The 20679-nt window shown below is 36.6% G+C and carries 24 protein-coding genes and 1 riboswitch; of the genes, 11 read left to right on the top strand and 13 right to left on the bottom strand.

Translation table 11 applies throughout. The features are described 5' to 3' along the window. The first annotated feature begins 249 nt into the window (after nucleotides 1-249). A complete protein-coding gene (gene helD / locus J7E63_RS00410) occupies nucleotides 250-2592 on the top strand; it encodes an RNA polymerase recycling motor HelD (protein WP_215009812.1) in 2343 nt (780 codons plus the stop codon). Between the two features lie 151 nt (nucleotides 2593-2743). Here helD and J7E63_RS00415 read toward each other — a convergent pair whose 3' ends face one another. Next, nucleotides 2744-2878: a BA3454 family stress response protein gene (locus J7E63_RS00415; RefSeq protein ID WP_168244706.1), complete on the bottom strand. Its 135-nt coding sequence runs from the start codon at nucleotides 2876-2878 to the stop codon at nucleotides 2744-2746. 180 nt (nucleotides 2879-3058) lie between these two features. On the opposite strand from J7E63_RS00415, the gene J7E63_RS00420 reads away from it, so the two are divergent. Then, on the top strand, nucleotides 3059-3520 hold the full coding sequence (locus J7E63_RS00420; protein WP_215009813.1) for a GNAT family N-acetyltransferase: 462 nt from the start codon (nucleotides 3059-3061) through the stop codon (nucleotides 3518-3520). Nucleotides 3521-3538: 18 nt separating this feature from the next. Here J7E63_RS00420 and J7E63_RS00425 read toward each other — a convergent pair whose 3' ends face one another. Beyond that, on the bottom strand, nucleotides 3539-3769 hold the full coding sequence (locus J7E63_RS00425) for a hypothetical protein (protein ID WP_214998417.1): 231 nt from the start codon (nucleotides 3767-3769) through the stop codon (nucleotides 3539-3541). Between the two features lie 200 nt (nucleotides 3770-3969). On the opposite strand from J7E63_RS00425, the gene J7E63_RS00430 reads away from it, so the two are divergent. Then, complete coding sequence (locus J7E63_RS00430) at nucleotides 3970-4851, top strand: alpha/beta hydrolase (RefSeq protein ID WP_215009814.1); 882 nt, start codon at nucleotides 3970-3972, stop codon at nucleotides 4849-4851. A gap of 175 nt (nucleotides 4852-5026) precedes the next feature. After that, a complete protein-coding gene (gene asnS, locus J7E63_RS00435) occupies nucleotides 5027-6418 on the top strand; it encodes an asparagine--tRNA ligase (RefSeq protein WP_215009815.1) in 1392 nt (463 codons plus the stop codon). Nucleotides 6419-6475: 57 nt separating this feature from the next. Here asnS and J7E63_RS00440 read toward each other — a convergent pair whose 3' ends face one another. Beyond that, nucleotides 6476-6649: a hypothetical protein gene (locus J7E63_RS00440; RefSeq protein WP_179195897.1), complete on the bottom strand. Its 174-nt coding sequence runs from the start codon at nucleotides 6647-6649 to the stop codon at nucleotides 6476-6478. A 124-nt stretch (nucleotides 6650-6773) separates the two neighbouring features. On the opposite strand from J7E63_RS00440, the gene J7E63_RS00445 reads away from it, so the two are divergent. After that, complete coding sequence (locus tag J7E63_RS00445) at nucleotides 6774-6998, top strand: helix-turn-helix domain-containing protein (RefSeq protein ID WP_088088554.1); 225 nt, start codon at nucleotides 6774-6776, stop codon at nucleotides 6996-6998. A 92-nt stretch (nucleotides 6999-7090) separates the two neighbouring features. On the opposite strand, the gene J7E63_RS00450 is transcribed toward J7E63_RS00445, so the two are convergent. After that, nucleotides 7091-8572 (bottom strand): amino acid permease, encoded by a 1482-nt coding sequence (locus J7E63_RS00450; protein ID WP_215009816.1) that lies wholly within the window; start codon nucleotides 8570-8572, stop codon nucleotides 7091-7093. Nucleotides 8573-8676: 104 nt separating this feature from the next. Next, a riboswitch (Lysine riboswitch) is annotated at nucleotides 8677-8867 on the bottom strand. Nucleotides 8868-9089: 222 nt separating this feature from the next. On the opposite strand from J7E63_RS00450, the gene J7E63_RS00455 reads away from it, so the two are divergent. After that, a complete protein-coding gene (locus J7E63_RS00455; protein ID WP_215009817.1) occupies nucleotides 9090-9902 on the top strand; it encodes a YitT family protein in 813 nt (270 codons plus the stop codon). Nucleotides 9903-10160: 258 nt separating this feature from the next. On the opposite strand, the gene J7E63_RS00460 is transcribed toward J7E63_RS00455, so the two are convergent. Next, nucleotides 10161-10520, bottom strand: coding sequence for a winged helix-turn-helix transcriptional regulator (locus J7E63_RS00460; RefSeq protein WP_251033286.1), 360 nt, complete (start codon nucleotides 10518-10520; stop codon nucleotides 10161-10163). Nucleotides 10521-10654: 134 nt separating this feature from the next. Here J7E63_RS00460 and J7E63_RS00465 point away from each other — a divergent pair, with 134 nt between their 5' ends. Further along, nucleotides 10655-11287 carry a nitroreductase family protein gene (locus J7E63_RS00465; protein ID WP_215009818.1) on the top strand — a complete coding sequence of 211 codons (633 nt, stop codon included), beginning with the start codon at nucleotides 10655-10657 and terminating at the stop codon, nucleotides 11285-11287. 43 nt (nucleotides 11288-11330) lie between these two features. Here J7E63_RS00465 and J7E63_RS00470 read toward each other — a convergent pair whose 3' ends face one another. After that, complete coding sequence (locus J7E63_RS00470; RefSeq protein WP_215009819.1) at nucleotides 11331-11945, bottom strand: PH domain-containing protein; 615 nt, start codon at nucleotides 11943-11945, stop codon at nucleotides 11331-11333. Between the two features lie 238 nt (nucleotides 11946-12183). On the opposite strand from J7E63_RS00470, the gene J7E63_RS00475 reads away from it, so the two are divergent. Further along, entirely contained in the window at nucleotides 12184-13176 is a 993-nt protein-coding gene (locus J7E63_RS00475) for a DMT family transporter (protein ID WP_215009820.1), read from the top strand. 50 nt (nucleotides 13177-13226) lie between these two features. Here the strand turns inward: J7E63_RS00475 and J7E63_RS00480 are convergent, their stop codons facing one another. The 4 genes from J7E63_RS00480 to J7E63_RS00495 form a co-directional block, all read right to left on the bottom strand. Continuing rightward, entirely contained in the window at nucleotides 13227-14087 is an 861-nt protein-coding gene (locus tag J7E63_RS00480; protein WP_215009821.1) for a DUF421 domain-containing protein, read from the bottom strand. 20 nt (nucleotides 14088-14107) lie between these two features. Beyond that, nucleotides 14108-14314 (bottom strand): DUF1657 domain-containing protein, encoded by a 207-nt coding sequence (locus tag J7E63_RS00485; protein ID WP_088088549.1) that lies wholly within the window; start codon nucleotides 14312-14314, stop codon nucleotides 14108-14110. 74 nt (nucleotides 14315-14388) lie between these two features. Further along, the gene (locus J7E63_RS00490; protein WP_088088548.1) at nucleotides 14389-14592 is read right to left on the bottom strand and encodes a DUF1657 domain-containing protein; all 204 of its coding nucleotides are present in this window, start codon (nucleotides 14590-14592) and stop codon (nucleotides 14389-14391) included. Nucleotides 14593-14721: 129 nt separating this feature from the next. After that, nucleotides 14722-15975: an erythromycin esterase family protein gene (locus J7E63_RS00495; RefSeq protein WP_374193688.1), complete on the bottom strand. Its 1254-nt coding sequence runs from the start codon at nucleotides 15973-15975 to the stop codon at nucleotides 14722-14724. Between the two features lie 461 nt (nucleotides 15976-16436). On the opposite strand from J7E63_RS00495, the gene J7E63_RS00500 reads away from it, so the two are divergent. Then, complete coding sequence (locus J7E63_RS00500) at nucleotides 16437-17306, top strand: YitT family protein (RefSeq protein ID WP_374193689.1); 870 nt, start codon at nucleotides 16437-16439, stop codon at nucleotides 17304-17306. A gap of 288 nt (nucleotides 17307-17594) precedes the next feature. Here J7E63_RS00500 and J7E63_RS00505 read toward each other — a convergent pair whose 3' ends face one another. Both J7E63_RS00505 and J7E63_RS00510 read right to left on the bottom strand, forming a co-directional pair. Beyond that, nucleotides 17595-17846: a sigma-G-dependent sporulation-specific acid-soluble spore protein CsgA gene (locus J7E63_RS00505; RefSeq protein ID WP_215009824.1), complete on the bottom strand. Its 252-nt coding sequence runs from the start codon at nucleotides 17844-17846 to the stop codon at nucleotides 17595-17597. Between the two features lie 132 nt (nucleotides 17847-17978). After that, entirely contained in the window at nucleotides 17979-18692 is a 714-nt protein-coding gene (locus tag J7E63_RS00510; RefSeq protein WP_215009825.1) for a class I SAM-dependent methyltransferase, read from the bottom strand. A gap of 268 nt (nucleotides 18693-18960) precedes the next feature. Between J7E63_RS00510 and J7E63_RS00515 the strand changes: the two genes are divergently transcribed. Continuing rightward, on the top strand, nucleotides 18961-19236 hold the full coding sequence (locus J7E63_RS00515) for a hypothetical protein (RefSeq protein WP_215009826.1): 276 nt from the start codon (nucleotides 18961-18963) through the stop codon (nucleotides 19234-19236). Between the two features lie 27 nt (nucleotides 19237-19263). Here J7E63_RS00515 and J7E63_RS00520 read toward each other — a convergent pair whose 3' ends face one another. Beyond that, nucleotides 19264-20145, bottom strand: coding sequence for a VanW family protein (locus J7E63_RS00520; RefSeq protein ID WP_215009827.1), 882 nt, complete (start codon nucleotides 20143-20145; stop codon nucleotides 19264-19266). Nucleotides 20146-20330: 185 nt separating this feature from the next. On the opposite strand from J7E63_RS00520, the gene J7E63_RS00525 reads away from it, so the two are divergent. Further along, nucleotides 20331-20528 carry a hypothetical protein gene (locus J7E63_RS00525; protein WP_066256390.1) on the top strand — a complete coding sequence of 66 codons (198 nt, stop codon included), beginning with the start codon at nucleotides 20331-20333 and terminating at the stop codon, nucleotides 20526-20528. Nucleotides 20529-20679: the final 151 nt, after the last annotated feature.

Consider the following 20679-nt stretch of genomic DNA (forward strand, 5'->3'; position numbering starts at 1 on the left):
CACAGGAAGAAGGATAGGAAGAAAATTGAGGATTACATAAACTTAGATAGGACAATAAAAAAACGCCCCTGAAGGCGTTTGTTAATGGCATAGAAAAATCTCCTTGAAAATGTAGGAGGAGCATGATAAGATGATATTTGGCATAAATATTTATTGATGTAATTACTTTAAAAATACCTATTATAACATTAACACAATTTTATTCGATTGTCAACAAATGACCAAAACATTTTTCTGGGGAGTGGTTTGATGAGCGATTTACAGAGCAAAGGCTTGAAAATGGAACAAAAAAGAGTGACCACGGTTGTAAATGAAATCGAAAAAAAGATAAATAAATTAAAGCTAAATGCTGGAAAGGTAAGTTCTGATGTTCTCGAGATACGTAAAGAATTTTGGGAAGATGTAACCGTCAATATGGATGAACCTGATGATATGATAGAAACAGCAGCGAGTATCAAACAACAGGCCGAACTGCTCTCAGAGCGTGAGAGGACCCATAGACATTTGGATAAACAACTCAATACACTATCAAGGTTAAAATATTCCCCATACTTTGGACGGATTGATTTTTTAGAAAACGGGGAAGAAGCAGAGGACCGGGTATACCTAGGAATTGCATCGTTAATGGATGAACAGGATGAAAATTTTTTGATTTATGACTGGCGTGCCCCTATATCTAGCCTTTATTATGACTATTCACCTGGTCCTGCCAGATATAGTACCCCTGAAGGAACGATTGAAGGGGAAATGAACTTAAAACGTCAATTTATTATTAGGGCTTCAGAAATTAAAGGGATGTTTGATACAGGGGTAACCATCGGAGATGAAATGCTTCAGGAGGTCCTAGGAAACAACGCGAGTACGCAAATGAAAAGCATTGTTGCTACTATTCAACGAGAGCAAAATGAAATTATTCGCAATGAGCGGGCGAAAATTATGATCGTCCAAGGTGTAGCAGGAAGTGGAAAAACCTCCGCTGCCCTGCAACGGGTTGCTTACTTGCTCTACCGTTATCGAGGGACATTGAATTCAGAAAATATTATGCTTTTTTCACCTAACCCTTTGTTTAATAGCTATGTAGCAACGGTTTTACCGGAGTTAGGTGAAGAAAATATGCAGCAATCCACCTTCCAGGAATATTTACATTCTCGATTAGGTAAAGAATTTAATGTGGAAGACGCCTTTACGCAAATGGAATATTTGTTAAGTGAAAATGATGATGAAAAGGAATATAAACTTAGAGTTGAAGGAATTCGTTTTAAAGCAAGTCTTGAATATAAAAATATCATTGATCGATATGCGCATGGATTAACGAAAAGGGGTCTAATTTTTAGGGATTTAATATTTAGAGGAGATGTATTGATTTCTAAAAAGGAGATCCATGATTATTTTTATTCACTAGAAGAAAGCATTAGCATACCCAACCGCATGCAGATTGTAAAGGAATGGCTTTTAAGAGATTTAAAGCGGAAGGTTAGACAAGAGCGTTCGAGAAGCTGGGTGGAGGAAGAAGTCCAATTTCTCGATAAAGAAGCCTTTATGGAGGCCTTCAAAACACTACAGGAAAAAAATCAATTTTCGGAAAATACATTTGATGATTTTGAGCAGGAGCAAAAACTCCTTGCTGAAATGGTCGTAAAAGAAAAATTCAGGCCATTATTTGCGAGAGTAAAAAGTTTGCAGTTTATTGATTCTCCAAAAATTTATCACCAGCTTTTTAAGCAAGCTGAAAATATGGATGAACGCTTACCAGTTGAATGGGACCAAATTTGCAGGAAGACAGTGAAGAAATTAAAGGATATGGAAATTCCTTATGAAGATGCCACACCATATGTTTATCTCCAGGATTTAATTGAAGGTCGTAAGTCCAAATCTACTATTCGTCATATTTTTATTGATGAAGCACAGGATTATTCACCCTTCCAGTTTGCTTTTATACAAAAGCTATTTCCTTTTAGCAAAATGACTTTACTCGGTGATTTTAATCAAGCGATATTTTCTGGTGCCACTGGTGCGGAAACGGTTTTATCTGACCTAAATATACCGGGTGAGACAATCGAATCGTTTGTCCTTACAAAAACCTATCGATCGACAAAAGAGATTGTTAACTTTACCAGTGCTTTGATTGAGGGTGGAGAAAATATTGAACCCTTTAACCGCACAGGCAGGAAGCCGTTAGTTACTGAAATAGAACCCGATGAAATTACGCGATCAATAATCAAATCAATTAAAGATTTTCAAGATGATGGCCATCGAACCATTGCTGTAATCTGCAGGACAGCCGATGAGAGCAAAAGGGCCTTTGAAGCGCTCAAGAACGAGGTATCGCTCCATCTAATTGAAAAAGGAACGATTTCGTATGAGAAAGGAATTCTCGTTATTCCTTCTTATCTTGCGAAAGGAATTGAATTTGATGCCGTTATTTTGTACGATTGTTCTCAATATAAAAAAGAAAGTGAACGCAAATTATTTTATACCGTCTGCACAAGGGCCATGCATGAACTTCACATGATCGCAACAACTGGGATTAGCCCGCTAATGGAGGTTGCTCCTAAAGATACCTACACACTTGTAAAACCAAGTAAATGCTAATGAAAAAGAAGCTGTATGTCTCGATGACCTGAGCACACAGCTTCTTTAAGTTTAGGCTATGTTAAAAGTACTATGCATTTGCGCCAAATTCATAACCTAACTAGAAAAAATTAAAAAACAGCCGAATCCATTTCCGCTGTTTTTTGCTATATTATTTTTTCCATTGTTTTTGAACTTGTTCTAAAGCAAGTTGGAATATTTCATCATCGGATGTTTCCCGATTAGCAATGACATTCGTTAAATAGCTTTTTCCTTCGAAAGTTACTGTTACTTCTACTTGTACCATAATTGAATCTCCTTTTCTATGTTTAAATTATTAGTAATAAGTGTAGTCATAAATTACACAACGATTCAGTGTATTAAGTTATTTAAATAATTATGACGATATTTTTTCGACAAATGTTACTAAAACTTTCAGTTTTGATATAATTGTTTTATAAAAACAATAGGGAGGTAAACAAATTCAATGCATTTTGAAGAGGTAACAAAAGCAACATTGTTTATTGCACTCGAAATGATAAACTCGAATCCAGAATATAATATTTTTGAAAATGGCAAAGAGGCAAGAACACTTGCTGACATGGAAGAAGAATTCTTAAATCCTAATACTAACAGTGCATTTTTAAAGCTTGATGACACCTATATTGGAATAATTGACTACTTATTAGAAAATCCGAAGGACCATTACCCCTGGCTTGGTCTTTTACTGCTTCATAGTGATTATCAAGGTTATGGTTTCGGTGCACAAGCTTTTGCAGCATATGAAAATGAGATGCTTAAACGAGGAATGAAGTGTGTTAGAATTGGTGTCTTAAAAGAAAATAAAAAGGCTCAACGCTTTTGGGAATCATTAGGATTTATCTATTATAGTACTTCAACAACACAAAATGGAACTGGTATTTTTTGTTATGAAAAACAAATTGGATAATAATCCAAAATAGATACCTTAAATTTCTTGATACATAAATTGCTCAGCAAATTGCTGAACTTGATCTTTATCAATTTTATTCTTTTTCAGGAACGATTCAGCGATGACCAGATTGGCTTGAATAGATATATTTCTTTTTAAATCACGAATTGATACATCTCCATTCAATAATTGGATAGCTTTTTCTCTAATGTCTTGATTCTTAGATGACTTGTATAAAAGGTAGGCAATACATGTGATCTTGTCCACATCAAACACTCCTCTTAAATCAAGTATAAACATTTTTTTACTATTTCGACGATAAGCAACGTTTTTCCTGCTATTATTCTGAAAATTTTAAAAAACTTAAGGGAAATTGTACGGATAAGAGATTTATAGATTTATTCGTTCTATTAATCTGAAAATTCAAATAAATTAGTAAAAAAGAATCTTCGCGGGGGCGGTAAAGAATGTTTGATTACGATGTAGAAACACGAGCAGGATTTGAGGTGATTTCATCTATTTCAAAAGAAGGTTATTCTATTTATGATGTTAATTATGAAAGCCTTTTCAATAGGAAGATGCCTGCCTTTCTTATTATTCCTAACAAGGGGGGACCATTTCCTGCTGTCATTTTTATGCACCCTAGTCAAGGAAATAGAAAAACATTTTTTCATGAAGCAAAATTGCTTGCAACAAAAGGTTATATTTCCCTCCTAATTGAAGCACCGTTTTTCGGTAGGAATAGTCAAACGGATGATCTTAATAGGAAAAAATTCACAAAAAAAATTGAAGCCTTAGCGGATATTCAAGAATACATTCATACTGTAATGGATATTAGGATGGGAGTTACACTACTTAGTAAGCTTACGATTGTGGATGAAGCCCGGATTGCTTTTGTTGGCCACGGTTTTGGAGCGGCTTGTGGCGGGGTAATTTCAGGAATTGATTCGCTCATTAATACGTTTGTCTTAATTTCAGGGTATGGGGAAGCTTCAGAGTGGCAACTGACTAGTGAACATCCAATCGCAGCCATCATTCGCAGCTTTTTACCGCCTGAAAGATTTGAATATTTTATTTCAAGTCTTAGAAAATTAGATGCCATCCACTATGTAAAAAATGCTGCGCCGGCATCAATACTCTTCCAATTCGCCAAAAATGACGAATTTATCGAACGTGGCCATGCTGCCACTTTTTATTCTGCTGCAAGTTCTCCCAAAAAAATCATCTGGTATGATACCGATCATCTATTTACCAATTGCAAAGCAGCCTTACTTGACCGCCAAGAATGGCTCTCTGACCATATTTGTGCTCAAAATGACACGTTTTCAAAAGAATCTACAAAAAACTAAAATAAATCTCTTTCATACCGGAAATTTTGTTGAAAATTGCTTATTTGATATGGTATTTTATATAATATTGAAGGGATAAAAGAAATACGATGATCGTACGGTGGAATTTTACCTTTCGTCCCAAAAGGGATGGAAGGTTTTTTACTTTTTTACATAAGATTTAGGAGGAAAACCAATGAAACAGGCCTTAATCAAGGATTTGTACAGAAATACGGAAAGCTATATTGAACAAAAAGTCCAGTTATCTGGATGGATTCGCACGATTCGCGACTCTAAAACTTTTGGGTTCATTGAATTAAATGATGGCAGCTTTTTTAAAGGGGTGCAGATTGTATTTGATGAGCAATTAGAGAACTTTAAGGATATTGCAAAGTTACCAATTAGTTCATCCATTAGGATTGAAGGAGACTTTATTTATACTCCTCAAGCGAAGCAGCCCTTTGAAATTAAAGCAACTAATATCGTGATTGAAGGTTTGTCAAATGTAGATTATCCCTTACAAAAGAAAAAGCATTCGTTTGAATATTTAAGAACTATTTCCCATTTAAGACCTAGAACCAATACGTTTTCAGCTGTTTTTCGTGTGAGATCACTTGCTTCCTATGCATTGCATAAATTCTTCCAAGATAAAGGTTTTGTCTATGTCCACTCACCAATTATTACCGGCAGTGATACAGAAGGTGCAGGAGAAATGTTCCGAGTGACAACACTAGATATGGACAATCCTCCAAAAAATGAAGAAGGCAAAACAGATTTAACCAAGGATTTCTTTAACAAGGAAACTAATTTGACTGTTAGCGGACAGCTTTCGGCTGAGGCGTTTGCCTTGGCTTTCCGGAATGTCTATACCTTCGGCCCAACGTTTAGAGCAGAGAACTCTAACACAGCACGACATGCAGCGGAATTTTGGATGGTAGAACCGGAACTTGCCTTTGCTGAGCTTCCAGATATCATGGACTTGGCTGAAGAAATGGTGAAATTTGTGATTGGCTTTGTACTTGAACAAGCCCCTGAAGAAATGAATTTCTTTAATAGCTTTATCGAAAAGGGGTTATTGGATCGTCTAAATAATGCCTACACAGCAGACTTTGGCCGTGTGACATATACCGAAGCCATTGATATTTTAAGGGAATCCGGAGAAACTTTTGCCTATCCGGTAGAGTGGGGGCTTGACCTGCAAACCGAGCATGAACGTTATTTAAGTGAAACAGTATTCAAACGCCCAGTATTTGTAACAGACTATCCAAAAGAAATTAAAGCCTTCTATATGAGATTAAATGAAGATAACAAAACAGTAGCGGCAACTGATTTACTTGTCCCAGGAATTGGTGAATTGATTGGCGGCAGCCAGCGTGAAGAACGTGAAGAAATTTTGGCTGGGAAAATTAATGAGCTTGGTATGAATGAAGAAGATTATTGGTGGTACCTTGAATTGAGAAAATATGGTGGTACGAAACATTCTGGTTATGGTATTGGTTTTGAGCGTTTAATTATGTACTTAACTGGAATGACTAATATTAGAGATGTCATTCCATTCCCGAGAACAACTGGAAATGCCGAGTTTTAAAACAAATTTAAAAAGGAGAATGCTGATTCACAGAATCGGCCTTCTCCTTTTTATTTATTAAAGAACCTTTAATTCCTCTTCAAAAAAGAATGTTTCTGGATGTTCCTTAACGATATAAGAATATCTTTTCATGTTTTTAACATATTGTGATTTTAAAATTGTGACGACCTCGCCAGTTTCTTTAATGTTAACTGACTGTCCGTTTTTGTACAGATTGTTTGAGTTTTTCATGTTTCACACTCCTTTACCTATTCCTAATTAAGTATAACATAAGCCAAGATGGAAAGGGGGAAACCCTTCTTCCTTTCAATTAAGAACTTAATGTGTTATGCTTTTAAAAAAGTGAGGTGTCATTTTGACAAATTATAAAGCGAAAAAAAGTAACCTCAAAGATTTATTATCAAAGAACGGCATGGACCTGGAAAGTTTGGAACGGAATACAAGTATTCCTCAAACTCAGCTCAACGACTACTTGTCCAAAAAAGTGATGAACTTAAATACTGCGATGACAATTTCAAGAGAATTAAATTGCTCTATTGAAGACTTATACATTTGGTCATCTGAGGAAAAGAAAGCGTAATACTTAAAAACAGGCTCTTCAATTGAGTCTGTTTTTTTATTGGATTAAGAAAATAGCACGCGAGAATTTTCGCGTGCTATTTTCTAAACAAACTAATTACTTAAATCACACTTTTCTAAAGGTATAACCTTAGTTTTCTTTGTAAATTTATATCCTAGCCATACAATAAGGAATAATGGCAGTCCGATATATGAAACAAAAACACCATTCCAATCGATTTGGTCGCCCGTGAATGCTGAATAATTTTGTCCTAAGACAACAAACCCACAAACGGCAAACGCGAAGAGCGGACCAAAAGGGAAGAATTTTGATTTATATGGTAACAAGCTAAGGTCCTTACCTTGGGCGACAAATGCTTTACGGAATCGATAATGACATACTGCAATACCGAGCCATGCGATAAAACCGGACATACCAGAAGCGTTTAACAACCATACATAAACCGTTCCATCTCCAAAGAAGGAAGCAAGAAATGCGAGTGTTCCCACTAAGGTTGTTGCAATTAAGGCATTGACTGGAACACCTTTTTTGTTTAATTTACCAAGGAATTTTGGTGCTTTGCCTTGACGGGCCAAATCCCAGAGCATCCGAGTAGATGCATACATTCCTGAATTTCCTGCCGATAATACAGCTGTAAGAATAACAGCATTCATGATTGAAGCGGCGAAAGCGATGCCTGCCTTTTGAAAAACCAGCGTAAATGGACTAACGGTTATATCCCCATTTGCTAAATTCTCGTTTGTATATGGAATAAGCAGTCCGATTACTAATATAGCCAATACATAGAATAATAAAATACGCCAGAAAACTTGTTTCACTGCACGAGGAATAGCTTTCTTTGGATCCTCCGTCTCACCAGCAGCAACACCTAAAAGCTCTGTCCCTTGGAAGGAGAAGCCTGCAGCCATAAAGATTCCCAGCATGGACAAAAAGCCGCCGTGAAATGGAGCGTCACCAACAGTGAAGTTTTTGAAACCGATCGCTTCATTACCCATGATACCGAAGATCATTAAAGTACCAGTCACGATAAAAATAATAACTGTAACAACTTTAATTAAGGAAAACCAATATTCTGCTTCTCCGAATCCTTTAACAGAAAGATAGTTTAATAGAAACATGATTACTAAAAAGAGACCGCTCCAAATGAATGAAGGCGTTTGTGGAAACCAGAATTTCATAATCATTGTTACAGCAGCTAATTCGGCAGCAATTGTAATTGCCCAGTTATACCAATAGTTCCAGCCTAGGGCAAAACCAAGGGAAGGATCGACAAATTTGGTTGCATAGGTACTAAAGCTTCCAGCAACTGGCATATAAGCACCCATTTCTGCTAAGCCCTGCATCAAAAAGTAAACCATAATACCAATAACAAGGTAGGAAAGGATTGCCCCGCCGGGTCCCGCACTATGGATAGCGCCGCCGCTAGCTAGAAAAAGTCCAGTCCCAATCGTCCCGCCAAGAGAAATCATTGTGAGGTGACGGGATTTTAAGCTTCGTTTTAATTCCGTTGGATCCTGTTGTAGTGTTAAGTCACTAGTATATTCACTCTCTTTTAATACTCTTGCTGTTTGCATAGTCTTGACTCCTCTTTTTTCTTTTTTTTCGAGAAGGAGTTTGGAATAAAAAAATGCCATCGAAGAAGTATCGATGGCATTGTAAATACCCCGCATCATACCTTCCGAAAGATAGCTCAACACGCTTAGCTGGTAGGTCTAAGCGTGACAGTTCTGTTCCTATTTGGAGACAGCCCCAGCATGCTTTTTCAGAGATGAAAGCACACTTCGGCAGCTTTTCCTTTCAAACGGAGTCAGGGATGTCTCTCTCATCTCGTCCGCTTTACTGATAAAAACCGCGACCTCTACCTCATCGGTTGATGAGGATTTATCGTATAAAGTTAATATATTACTAAAGTATAAATATTATTATAGAATTGTCAATAATATATTATTCGAGAAGTCTTTACTCAGTCAATTAGAATAGACAGATAATTGAGTTTCTTTTTAATAAATTATTTAATTTACTTTAAAAGAAAGAATCGGTATTATTTTTAAATAGAATTAATTGCCTGTTTCTCATAGGAGGATTTTTACCATGCAGATTGTTGGAATGATTTCGGGATCTCTAATTGTTGTGGTTGCCTTTAACCTTTTCTTAATCCCTCATGAAGTGTTAAGCAGTGGATTGAGCGGAATTTCTATGATTTTAGGAATGATCTCGCCTGTTAATACAGGGGTGGCAAATTTCCTGCTGAATTTTCCGTTATTGATTATTGGTTATAAAATGTTAGGGAAAAGATTTATCGTGAATTCCATCTTTGCTGTAATAATTATATCAATTGGCCTTTATTTAATTCCCGTTCATGCCATTGCCGATGATAGAATTCTCTCCTCAATTTTCGGAGGTGCTTTAACCGGTTTAGGTGTCGGAATAGTTTTTCGCTGTTCTGGATCGACCGGGGGATTTGATATTATTGGCATGATTGTGGCGAGAAAAAGGGATTTTCCGATTGGGGTTTTACTTTCAGGCATGAATGCAGTCGTCATCTTGATCAGTGGATTTTTATTTGATTGGGATTCTGCTCTTTATACCTTGGTTTCCATTTTTGTTACAGGTAAAGTGGTGGATGCAATTTATACAGATCATGCTAAATTAACTTTAATGATCATTACAGATAAGGGCGAAGAAATGAGAGAACATTTACTGACAAATTTGTATCGAGGCTTGACGATTATGAATGGGGTTGGCGGCTACTCAAATCACCAACGGAATGTAATGATAACGGTAATTTCCAGATATGAACTTAATGAAGTTAAAAACTTAATTTCAGAAGTTGATCCATCAGCATTTGTCAATATTACCGAAACAATTGAAGTCATGGGGCTGTTTCATCGGCCAAGTCCATAAAAACAAAAAAGGTTTGCATCTATCAAATAGATGCAAGCCTTTTTTAGTTAAAGCTCTGTTAAACTTGCCTGTTGATTTCCGCTCCAGGCGCTTCGCTTTCCGCGGGCGGTCCGGGGAGCCTCCTCGTCGCTGCGCTCCTGCGGGGTCTCCCCTGCCCCGTCCTCCCGCAGGAGTCTTCGCGCCTTCCACTCCAATCAACAGGGTGCCAATATCAACAATAAGCTTTAACATAGCCTTATTTAAAATAGAGACAGTGTATCATAGAGGTTTCCCGCGTTTTTTTACCCATTTCATTAGCACATGAATAACCTCATCTAGTTCTTTACCAGTTGGAGTCAATTCATATTCCACTTTTTTTGGAGAGGTAGTAATGACGTTTTTGACAATCAATCCCTCATTTTCTAAATCACGTAAGCGTTCGGTTAAGAGACGATCAGATATTCCTGGAATAGATGATATTATTTCATGGTACCGCTTCGGTCCTTCCATAAGCGTATAAATAACAGAACCCATCCAACGTTTGCCAATAAATTCGATTGCCTTATGAAAGTTAGTACATATATGTTTAATTTCCTCTGAAGAATGAGACATACAATCTTGGTTGTTAGGTTCACTCATATAAAATCCCTCTTTTTTACTATTCTAACTGTATAATACCATATTTGAATTACTTGACGAAATGTACTTACTAATAGTAAGATGAATCGGAACTTACTTTTAGTAAGTTAAAAATTCACAGGGGGAAATCTCTCATGCAAACCACATTAATAAAAAGTTTATCCGAAGTGATAAAAGAACGTCACTCTGTCAGAAAATATGATTCAACCTACAATATTTCTCAAGAAGAAATTAAAGATATGCTAAAAGAATCGACACTAGCACCATCCTCTAGTAATCTTCAACCATGGCGTTTTATTGTTATTCAAGATCAGGAGGCGAAAAAGGAACTAAGAGCAATCGCCAACAATCAAGAGCAAGTAGAAACAGCGTCTGCCGTTATTGCAGTATTAGGCGATAAGGAAATGTATAAAAGTGTGGAAAAAGTCTATCGAAGTGCATACGAGGCTGGTTTGATGGACGAAGCTAATATGAATCGATTAATAGAAGGTACAAATAAAACATACCCACTAGCTCCAGAAGAAGTCTTGAAAAATATTGCCTCATTCGATGCTGGTTTAGTGTCGATGCAGTTGATGTTAATTGCTAAAGACAGAGGGTATGACACCGTTCCAATGGGTGGCTTTGATAAAGATAAATTCGTGAAAATGTTCAATGTCTCCGATCGACTTTTCCCAATCGTGTTGATTTCACTAGGGAAGGCGGCAGCACCTGCTTTCAATACAACACGTTTACCATTGGAGGATGTATTAATAGATTATAGATAAAAAAGGAGGCGCATGATAATTTTTCATGCGCCTACTTAACTTTTTAGTTATTAATATACTTTTCAAACACAAAGCCGAAATCTTTTACTATATATTGTTTTTTGCTGTCTTCTAACCACTGAAAGGCTGCTTGATTAAGCATTTTGAATTGAACAACCAAGTTGCTGTCTGAACTTGTCACACGACCGAGAGTAGTGGAGGCGACATCAAGGCTTTGTTTAGCAAACTGAAGCGAAATTTCATTTTCATGTGAGATTTCTGAAATTTTGATTAAGGCTTTATATAAATCCTTAACTTCTTCAATATGTTTCTTATGAACGTCGATGGAGAAAGGAACTGAGCCGATTTTAAATTTTATTTCTACATCAAGGTCAACGGTTCCCGCCGTTTCGAGTTTTACCTCTGAGATTCTATTCGTTGCATAACTATAGCGGTGGAGCATTCGCTTTTTGCTGGTTGCACTTGTCCCATCTAAATGGATAAGGGCGTTGTTTGTAAAACAGTATTCATCAGACTTTGATTTGATAAGAAAATAAATTTTTTCATTGTCTTCATGCATGACATAATCATCTGCGTCCACCTTATCGTAATTTTCCGGCTTAATGACAGAACCCACATCACTTAATCCCAAAATATCCGCGGCTACTTTTCCAAACATTGGTATCAACCTCACTTTTTTAAAATCATTCCATCCATTTTTACGAATGGGGGACCATAAAGTTTCATCCTTATCCCAAAAACTTTATGCTTTAAAAAATGGTAGTATGCACCTGATTTCTAAAAACATATTAACAAACAAGTAATGAAAAGAGGGAAACTACTTGATGATTTCCCTCCTTTCATGGAAAATACACTATGTACATATTAAATATAGATACAGAAGGGATAGAGGAACCATGCGGCCTTTAATTTTAGGTATCCTTGCGGCTTTCTTTTTTGCATTTACATTTATCCTTAACCGATCGATGGACCAGGCTGGGGGTAGTTGGATTTGGAGTGCATCATTAAGGTATTTCTTTATGGTTCCATTTCTTTTCACAATTGTGATGGGAAGAAAAAATCTTAAACCATTACTTGTGGAAATGAAAAAACGACCTGGCGGCTGGTTTATATGGAGCACGGTGGGCTTCGGCTTATTTTATGGTCCGATTTGTTTTTCGGCTGCCTATGCCCCAGGCTGGCTCATTGCAGCCACATGGCAGGTCACAATCATCTCAGGTTCCTTGCTGGCCCCACTTTTTTACGAAATGGTTATGACTGAAAAAGGACCAATCCAGAAAAAGGGGAGAATTCCTTTTAAAGGTTTAGGGATGTCCTTGATCATCCTCCTAGGAATTATTCTGATGCAATTGGAACAGGCAAATCACATATCGATTGCTGCGATCGCCTTAGGCGTCCTTCCGGTGCTAATCGCTTCTTTTGCCTATCCGCTTGGAAACAGAAAAATGATGGATATTTGTGGAGGGCGACTTGATGTCTTTCAACGGGTATTAGGGATGACATTAGCAAGTCTGCCATTGTGGGTTGTTTTATCTGTTTATGGTTTATTAACTGTTGGTCCACCAAGCAAAGGACAAATAGTCCAATCTGGCCTTGTTGCGGTAACCTCAGGAGTGATTGCAACCATTCTATTTTTTAAAGCAACGGATCTTGTTAGAGGGAATATGCAAAAGCTTGCTGCAGTTGAGGCCACGCAATCAATAGAGGTCTTATTTGCAGTAATAGGAGAATTGTTAATTTTGAATACTGTTTTCCCGACTGAATTATCCTGGTTTGGTATGGTATTGGTTATGGTCGGAATGATCCTGCACAGCTTTTTTTCGCATAAAAGTAACCCGATAAATCATCGCAGTGAAAATCCTGAAAAAACTGTGCCTAGAAATTTTTGATCCTTATCAATTTAGATTGATAAGGATTTTTTCGTAGTTCCTGACCTTTTTTAACCGTTTAAATAGGGACTAAGCTTGTCAATTGTTTCTTGTACCTTTACTGAATTTCTCTTGTACATTGCTTTTGATTTATCACAATCTGTCTCAAGAGAAAAGATCTCTAAATCAGCCTGAACTTTTTTTAGTGTAGCCAGGAGTAAGGGACGTTGAGCGGGTGCTGGCACTTCAATTTTATCATCATATAGATCGACCGTTAGCTCTCCATAGGAATCGACTTGTCCTATGAACACATTATCAAGAGTCACATCTAGTTTTTCTAACTCTGTATAAAGCCAGCCTCTGCCTTTTCCAGAACATCTTAATGATTCATCAATGATATTCCCGTCCATAATGACTGTTTGTGGTTCTTTTTCTTTCGCCATTTTCATTTGTAAATCTTTAGGTGTCAAAGGACGATTTTCTGTTTTTAAAAGTGTGCTTAAATTTCCACGCGGTTCCAACACAGCAAATTCTACGTCTGCAATCCTAAAAATATCCTTTTGTCGAAGTAACGCAGAAAGTTCATCTATCGAATATTTTTCTTTTTTCAAATTATTTTCTAGGACCTTCCCATCTTTAATGACGACGGTTCCTTTACCTTCAGCAAAATCACGAAAAGCTTTACTTTTTAGAGAGACAAAGTCAACGAGGAAAGTTACCAAGAAGAAAATGAGGACGGCTAACATTCCATGCCATACATTTGCTTCTAGTCCAGTAACTACTTCACCGGCAATACTTCCAATGGTAATTCCTGCAACATATTCAAAGAAAGAGAGCTCAGAGATTTGTTTCTTTCCAAGTACTTTTGTTGTAATAAATAAAAGTCCCAAAAAAATTAATGAACGAGTTATGATAAAAATCCAATCTGGCATTAGTTTTTCACCTCAAAATTTTATGAACCCATATATTGGGGTTCATGTCGTTCAAGTTCCAAAACACGGTATTGTAGATCCTTCTTTACCTCTTCAATCGTTAGTGTAGCTTCATGAAAAATAGCTTGAGCGTCTTTATCGAGTGAATTTAAGGCGAAGGAAGACAATTGTGCTTCGATTCCTTTAATGGTTGAGAGACATTGTTTGACATTTGAAGCGATTGTCACAAATTTAACTTCCTTTCATTAGAAAATAAAAAAATGAAAAAGGGGTTGGCAGAATCGCCAACCTAAAACTGCTTCTATTGATTGTATTGTGGTTCTTCGTTTAAAATTTCTTGAAGACGTGGTTCTAAGCTATCAAGAACCGACTGAGTTTGTTGGGCTGCTTGTTGATAAAGCTGTTTTGCATTTTGGTTATCAGTTGCTAATGCGAATCCTTCAAAACTTGCCTGTGCACTTTTTAGTCCAGCTAATGCTTGTTTTACCTGAGTTCCTACTGTCATTACATAATCCTTCTTTCCTGATATAAAATGAAATTTCAAAAATAGTATGTGGATTATTCGGGTGGATATGTATTTAATGTTTTTTTGTTTATTTCTAAATTTCCCTGAAACATTATCTGTAAAATCCCATTAGACAAGAATATTTTCTAGAACTAGCGGGTGCAACGCATTTGTTTTATCAATAAAAATAAATCCATCATATCGCAGCCCCATTTTCGATGGGACGTAATTACCATATTGTTCGTATTCCGGCCGGTAAACCACACCAATTGCTCTATGCCCAATCGTTGTTGTAAATTCATGACGGTTCTGATCAGTAAATATCAAATATTTATTTACAGCCCCTGTCTTATGCATAAGTGATTCCCAGCTTCCGGGTTGGGCGGGAGGTACCTCCGTTTTTTGAAAGTCAACTCCCCATTCGGTGGAGGCAATTACCGTACCGCTATACGTACCAAACCCTACAATAAAAACATTTTCGGCCCCGTTTTCTTCTCTAATTAGTTGTCCGACATTCACCATTCCTTCATCCTTCATATCAGTTGCTCGGGCATCACCTACATGTGTATTATGCTCCCATATGATTACCTTTGCATCATCACCATAAAATCTTCGTACTGAGTTAAGTGCTTCGACCATATGCCTGTCTCGAACATTCCATGACTTAGAATCACTAGTGACCATTGTCCTATAATATTCCTCTGCATTTGCAGTAACAATGGCATTTACCTCCATATTCAAGCTGTTTTCCTGGTCGTCATCGAATTTCCATTTGTTTTTCCGGATGGATGCGAGAAGTTCAAGTGCTTCCTTTGTACAATTCTCAGAGAGGTATCCGGCTGAAACAGCATAGGATTCATGATTGCGATTAAAGGGCTCAAAGCAAGAAAATGCTTTTTTGGCCTCCTTAAGGCTGGGAGAATTGGTCCTTTCTAAATAATGAATAATTTCATCCATACTTTCCCAAAGACTATACACATCCAAGCCATAAAAACCAACTTTTTGGGCTCTTTTATTATGGTGATTATACTCTTTTAACCATTCAATTAGCCCAATGATTTCTTGGTTCGCCCACATCCAGGTTGGCCATCTATTAAAATCCTCGAGCACATCTCTAATGTCTTTTGATGATTGGTTAAATCCTTTAATGTATCGATTGATGCTTTGGCAGGAAGGCCAATCGCCTTCAACAGCAATAAATGAAAACCCTTTTTCCTTGATTAGTCTTTTTGTTAACTCTGCTCGAAGTGTATAAAACTCTGAAGTGCCGTGAGAGGATTCACCCAGTAGGACAAATTTTTTATCACCAATAGCGGCTATTAATGGGTCAAGATTATCAATTGTTTCAAAAGGTTTTGCGTAGGTATTAATAGCTTTAATCATAGGTTTGAGCATTCCTTTCCATAAGAACTCAGTTTTCTATAATATCCCCTATATCTCATTAACCTAAATACCCAATAATTCACATTTTTGACACAAGTAGTCCGTAAATTCAAAAAATTCCGTGTTATAATTTTGAATTAATTACTTCTACGGAAAAAACACTCATCGGGGATAGGTAAAGGTTTCCATTTAGATTGATAAGATTGCTAAAAGGGAATTTCAGTTAATTATCTATCAGCTGATGTCATGGTTGGGTCCCCTAAGGTGTTAATAAAATTAAGGAGTTACTTCACTAGTTGAGGTAGCTTCTTTTTCATTCTAGGAGTATAGAAATAAAGAAGCATTTTATTATAAATAGTACTGATAATTCGTTATAATAAAGGTAGGAAATTATTTTTGAAAGGGGCCAGATAATGTCAGGAATACAAGAATTAAATTTAATTCAACAACAGGAAGAGATTATGGCGAAAATTCAGCACCGGAGATTAACAAAGAGAAAGATCCTTCAACGCATTTTATTAATCACTCTAGGTGCCACCCTGATGGCAGTGGGCTTAGAAATTTTCCTCGTTCCCAACAATGTAATTGATGGTGGAATCACTGGGATTTCTATTATGCTTTCGTATGTTACAGGTTGGAAATTAGGGATATTCCTCTTTATTCTTAATATACCTTTTTTCTTTATTGGTTATAAACAAATAGGAAAAACCTTCGCATTATCAACCCTTTATGGGATTATCATCCTTTCTATTGGAACTACTCTACTCCATCCAGTCCCAGCTTTTACACAGGATATTCTCCTTGCGACAGTTTTTGGAGGAATTGTGCTAGGTATAGGCGTAGGCATAGTGATTCGTTATGGAGGGTCATTGGACGGTACCGAAATTTTAGCGATTCTTTTTAATAAAAAGCTTCCTTTTTCCGTCGGAGAAATTATTATGTTCTTTAATCTCTTTATCCTCGGGTGTGCCGGTTTTGTGTTTACGTGGGACCGTGCAATGTATTCACTTATTGCCTATTTTGTTGCTTACAAAACGATTGATATTACCATTACTGGCCTTGATGAATCTAAATCCGTTTGGATCATTAGTGACAATGCTAAGCAAATTGGTGACGCTATTATGAATCGTTTGGGGCGAGGTGTCACATATATCAATGGTGAGGGCGCATATTCTGGTGATGATAAAAAAGTCATCTTTTGCGTTATCAATCGTCTTGAAGAAGCAAAATTGAAGGAAATCGTTACTGAAAATGATGACAGCGCCTTTCTAGCAGTTGCGGATATCGCTGAGGTACGTGGTGGCAGATTTAAGAAAAAAGACATCCATTAGAAGCTGGGAAACATCGGCTTCTTTTTTGCGGAACTTTGACTTTATAGTAGAAATTAGACGTAAATTGGCAATTTGTCGTTATGGGGCTAAAATGCGGTAAAATCACGATTAGTTTGGTGTGTTTCTTGTATTTTCATGTCAGATAATGCTGAAATTCCCGAGTTGATGAATGGTACTTTTGTCGTACCTTGCGCTTACCTCGGAAATAATTTTGCGAAAAATGAATTATTTCCAAAAAAAATGGCAGGAGCTTTCCCTTTCCTGCCATTTTTTTATAAAGTAAAAATCTCAGAATAAAAGCTCAAACACTTCATTTAGCTCGTGAGCCCTTTTTTCATCTTGCTCTTCTTTTGCATAGTTAATTTCTTTCGGCAGCATTCTATTTAAAAATGCAATTTCTTTTTGGTTCAAATCTCGAACAAAGGATCCTTCGGAGGTATAGTGACCTTCTGATAGTTTGCGGTAAATATGCCTGCCTTCGGAATGGTCATCAGTGTAATTTGACAAAGTTTCTCTTAAGTAGCCCAAAGTTTTATCCAAGGTTTTCACCTATCCTTTCACCACATATTTTTCAACGAGATTTCTTTAATATACATGCGAAAGTTAGGAAATAGGAGGCCAGTAAAAAAGCCTCTGATAAACAGACTTAAGAGAGAGGCTTATAATAAACAATTAAGATTTCGAACAAGTGATGATTCGATAGCTTAAAATATCCTGGTATTTTAAGACAATATTTCCATGTTCATTTAATATTTGGAACAGTTCAGGTTCAAAATTTTTGGAGAAATTGAACTCTGCTGTATTATTCCCATGACCGATAGCAGTGTTTTCGATTTTTAGAACAATATCTTGGAATCCTGTTTTCTCTAATAACTTTCTCCAATCATCCTCCATTAATAATGAATCTAAAGCATAAAATTTCATGATTTCAGCTTCTTCATCCTGACTTAGCTTTGTGTTTATCGTCATTTCGTTTGCAATAAATCGTCCACCTTTTTTTAACACTCGATAAAATTCTCTAAGTGCGGTCGGTTTATTAACAAAAGCTAAAACGGATTCAGATAAAATAAAGTCAAAGCTGTTGTCTTTAAAGGGAAGTTTCTCAACAGACCCTGGGATTAACTGAATGGGTAAATTTAATGAATGGAAGCGCATTCTTGCTTTGTCTATCATGATTGGATTGATTTCAAGTCCTACTACCGTTGCCTTATATTGCTGATATAAATATGCCGCTGTTTGTCCAGTGCCGCAGCCTGCATCTAAAATGCGGGATTTGTTTGTAATGTTTTCACCTGACAGTATGTTTTTTGTTAATGGGATACCACCTGGATGGGCCCCACCCACGCCAAATTTGGCCAAGAAGTCAATATATGTTAAACCTCCCATAAATCAAGACACCACCTCAATGATCTTTTAGCATTTTATGATAAATAGTGGAGGGAGGTTCTTTCTAAATAGTTATCCGAAATAACAAGTAACAATAGAAATATTTAGTAAACAAATAATGGTCCATTAAAACATTTATCACTCAAAAACTTACCAGCAAATAACAAATTATGTTCAGTTTCCTTCTAATATTTTAAGCGATTACGCGCAAATTAATGTAATGGAAGGGGGAGATTCCTTTCCATTTCAACATGAAGGAGTGCTATGGATGAAAAAAATTAAAGTTCAGCCGTTTTTCAATATGTTTGGAAGAAAACGAAAAAGTAGAGGAGCTATGTGGGCATCTCTATTAGGCATTGGTATAAGTGCTGCTGTTTTTGGAGTGACAAAGGGAAAACGTAAGGACCTTGCACTTCCTTTTCAAAATATGGTCAAAAACTTTACGCCAAAAACAAATCTTAATTTAATGGATAATCAAGCGATAACAGAATTTTCGGAAGAATTATTGATGAGTGCATTAAATAAAGATAATAAACAACGTTAAAAAAAAGTCCGCATAGCGGACTTTTTTTTAATATGGGGGATTAGGAATTTTCTTTGGTGAGTAGCTAATATTCTCGGTAGAATAAATTTTTATGATTAACAAATTTCCTAGTGTCCGTGCTCTGATTAATATTGGCTGGTTATAGTTATTCTTAAATTCAAAATCGGGACCATACCAACTTACTGTTGCGTCTCGTCCAGGAGGAATATAGGGAACTTTTCTGGTATGAGAAAAACGCTCCAGAATCTTGATCCCAGCATTGTCAATCGCATTATAGAGAGTGGAGGAGACCTGGCAAATCCCTCCGCCAATGTCTTCTGAGAACTCCCCTTTCACAATAACAGGAGCCCGTTGGTAACCTTTGGCAGCTGTTCGTTTACCTACCACTTTATTAAAAGAAAATCTTTCACCAGGAAAAACAACATAATTATTTATGGCCTTAGTTGCTAACTGAATATTGTTAGACCTTTTTTTGTTGCGAGAATTAAAAGAAGTGACATAGCGCCCAATTCGCATGCTGTGAATTTCACCAAGTAATTCACTATCCACCTTTGGATAAACAGTAAGAATAGGTAATTCCAAATTTTCCTTTCTAGAACCAAAAAAATAGGCATAGAATTGTTCAGTAAAGGCCTGGCGATGGATTCGAGAACCTGGTCGTTCGGGTATAATAACCCCAAACTGATCTAAGCTGGCGTTTTCAGGTGCAACAGAAAATTGTTTATCCAGTTGGTCTAAAAACTGATTGAATTTTTGAGAATTTAATAATGGCAAACCAGTATGAGATAGAGCAAAGTCTTCTCGATTCATATTGGCCACGATTTGACCATTCTTAGTAATAGTTAAACTATCGGACGAATTTCCCTGTTGGACCATTAGGAAAAGCCCCAAAATCAAAGTCTTAAACATAACCAGCAACCCTCCTTATAATAATATTAGTCCAACTATGCAAATTCATGTACCCACAAAGAAACAGTTATCCAAATTTTTTATTTCTACTGAAAAGAATGTAGAAATATAGTATATTTATAGATGATAACAATGGAATAGAAAAGTGCTAGCAGATTGTTAGCGAATAAATAGGAGTGTTTATCTTGGCTGAAAACGAAAGAATTCAATTAAACGTAAGAATTACGAAGGAAACTTCCTTGCTGTTGGACGAAATTGTTGAGTATTACCAGCAAGGATTGAAGCTGGGCAGAATTTATAAAGGAGATGTACTAACAGATATTATCGAAAAATCCCATGAAGTAATGAATAAACAGAAAAGATCATTTACTAAAAGGTTTTAATAAACCATGGTCAGGAAATGTCTGTTGCAGATGACGGTATTGGTTTGACTTTTCTTGGCCCACTTTTTTTCTTAACTGGATTAGATAATTTTTTAAAATTTGTTCTATTAGACTCCCCACTACACTAAATGTTATAGAATATTTAGAAATT

The sequence above is a fragment of the Bacillus sp. ISL-75 genome (assembly GCF_018613095.1).

Coding starts and splice junctions, on each gene's coding strand:
- J7E63_RS00430 (WP_215009814.1), top strand. CDS start 3,970: ATGTTTGATTACGATGTAGAAACACGAGCAGGATTTGAGGTGATTTCA.
- J7E63_RS00420 (WP_215009813.1), top strand. CDS start 3,059: ATGCATTTTGAAGAGGTAACAAAAGCAACATTGTTTATTGCACTCGAA.
- J7E63_RS00495 (WP_374193688.1), bottom strand. CDS start 15,975: ATGATTAAAGCTATTAATACCTACGCAAAACCTTTTGAAACAATTGAT.
- J7E63_RS00470 (WP_215009819.1), bottom strand. CDS start 11,945: ATGTTTGGAAAAGTAGCCGCGGATATTTTGGGATTAAGTGATGTGGGT.
- J7E63_RS00450 (WP_215009816.1), bottom strand. CDS start 8,572: ATGCAAACAGCAAGAGTATTAAAAGAGAGTGAATATACTAGTGACTTA.
- J7E63_RS00480 (WP_215009821.1), bottom strand. CDS start 14,087: ATGCCAGATTGGATTTTTATCATAACTCGTTCATTAATTTTTTTGGGA.
- J7E63_RS00415 (WP_168244706.1), bottom strand. CDS start 2,878: ATGGTACAAGTAGAAGTAACAGTAACTTTCGAAGGAAAAAGCTATTTA.
- J7E63_RS00460 (WP_251033286.1), bottom strand. CDS start 10,520: ATGAGTGAACCTAACAACCAAGATTGTATGTCTCATTCTTCAGAGGAA.
- J7E63_RS00465 (WP_215009818.1), top strand. CDS start 10,655: ATGCAAACCACATTAATAAAAAGTTTATCCGAAGTGATAAAAGAACGT.
- J7E63_RS00515 (WP_215009826.1), top strand. CDS start 18,961: ATGAAAAAAATTAAAGTTCAGCCGTTTTTCAATATGTTTGGAAGAAAA.
- J7E63_RS00500 (WP_374193689.1), top strand. CDS start 16,437: ATGGCGAAAATTCAGCACCGGAGATTAACAAAGAGAAAGATCCTTCAA.
- J7E63_RS00440 (WP_179195897.1), bottom strand. CDS start 6,649: ATGAAAAACTCAAACAATCTGTACAAAAACGGACAGTCAGTTAACATT.
- helD (WP_215009812.1), top strand. CDS start 250: ATGAGCGATTTACAGAGCAAAGGCTTGAAAATGGAACAAAAAAGAGTG.
- J7E63_RS00475 (WP_215009820.1), top strand. CDS start 12,184: ATGCGGCCTTTAATTTTAGGTATCCTTGCGGCTTTCTTTTTTGCATTT.
- J7E63_RS00520 (WP_215009827.1), bottom strand. CDS start 20,145: ATGTTTAAGACTTTGATTTTGGGGCTTTTCCTAATGGTCCAACAGGGA.
- asnS (WP_215009815.1), top strand. CDS start 5,027: ATGAAACAGGCCTTAATCAAGGATTTGTACAGAAATACGGAAAGCTAT.
- J7E63_RS00510 (WP_215009825.1), bottom strand. CDS start 18,692: ATGGGAGGTTTAACATATATTGACTTCTTGGCCAAATTTGGCGTGGGT.
- J7E63_RS00455 (WP_215009817.1), top strand. CDS start 9,090: ATGCAGATTGTTGGAATGATTTCGGGATCTCTAATTGTTGTGGTTGCC.
- J7E63_RS00490 (WP_088088548.1), bottom strand. CDS start 14,592: ATGACAGTAGGAACTCAGGTAAAACAAGCATTAGCTGGACTAAAAAGT.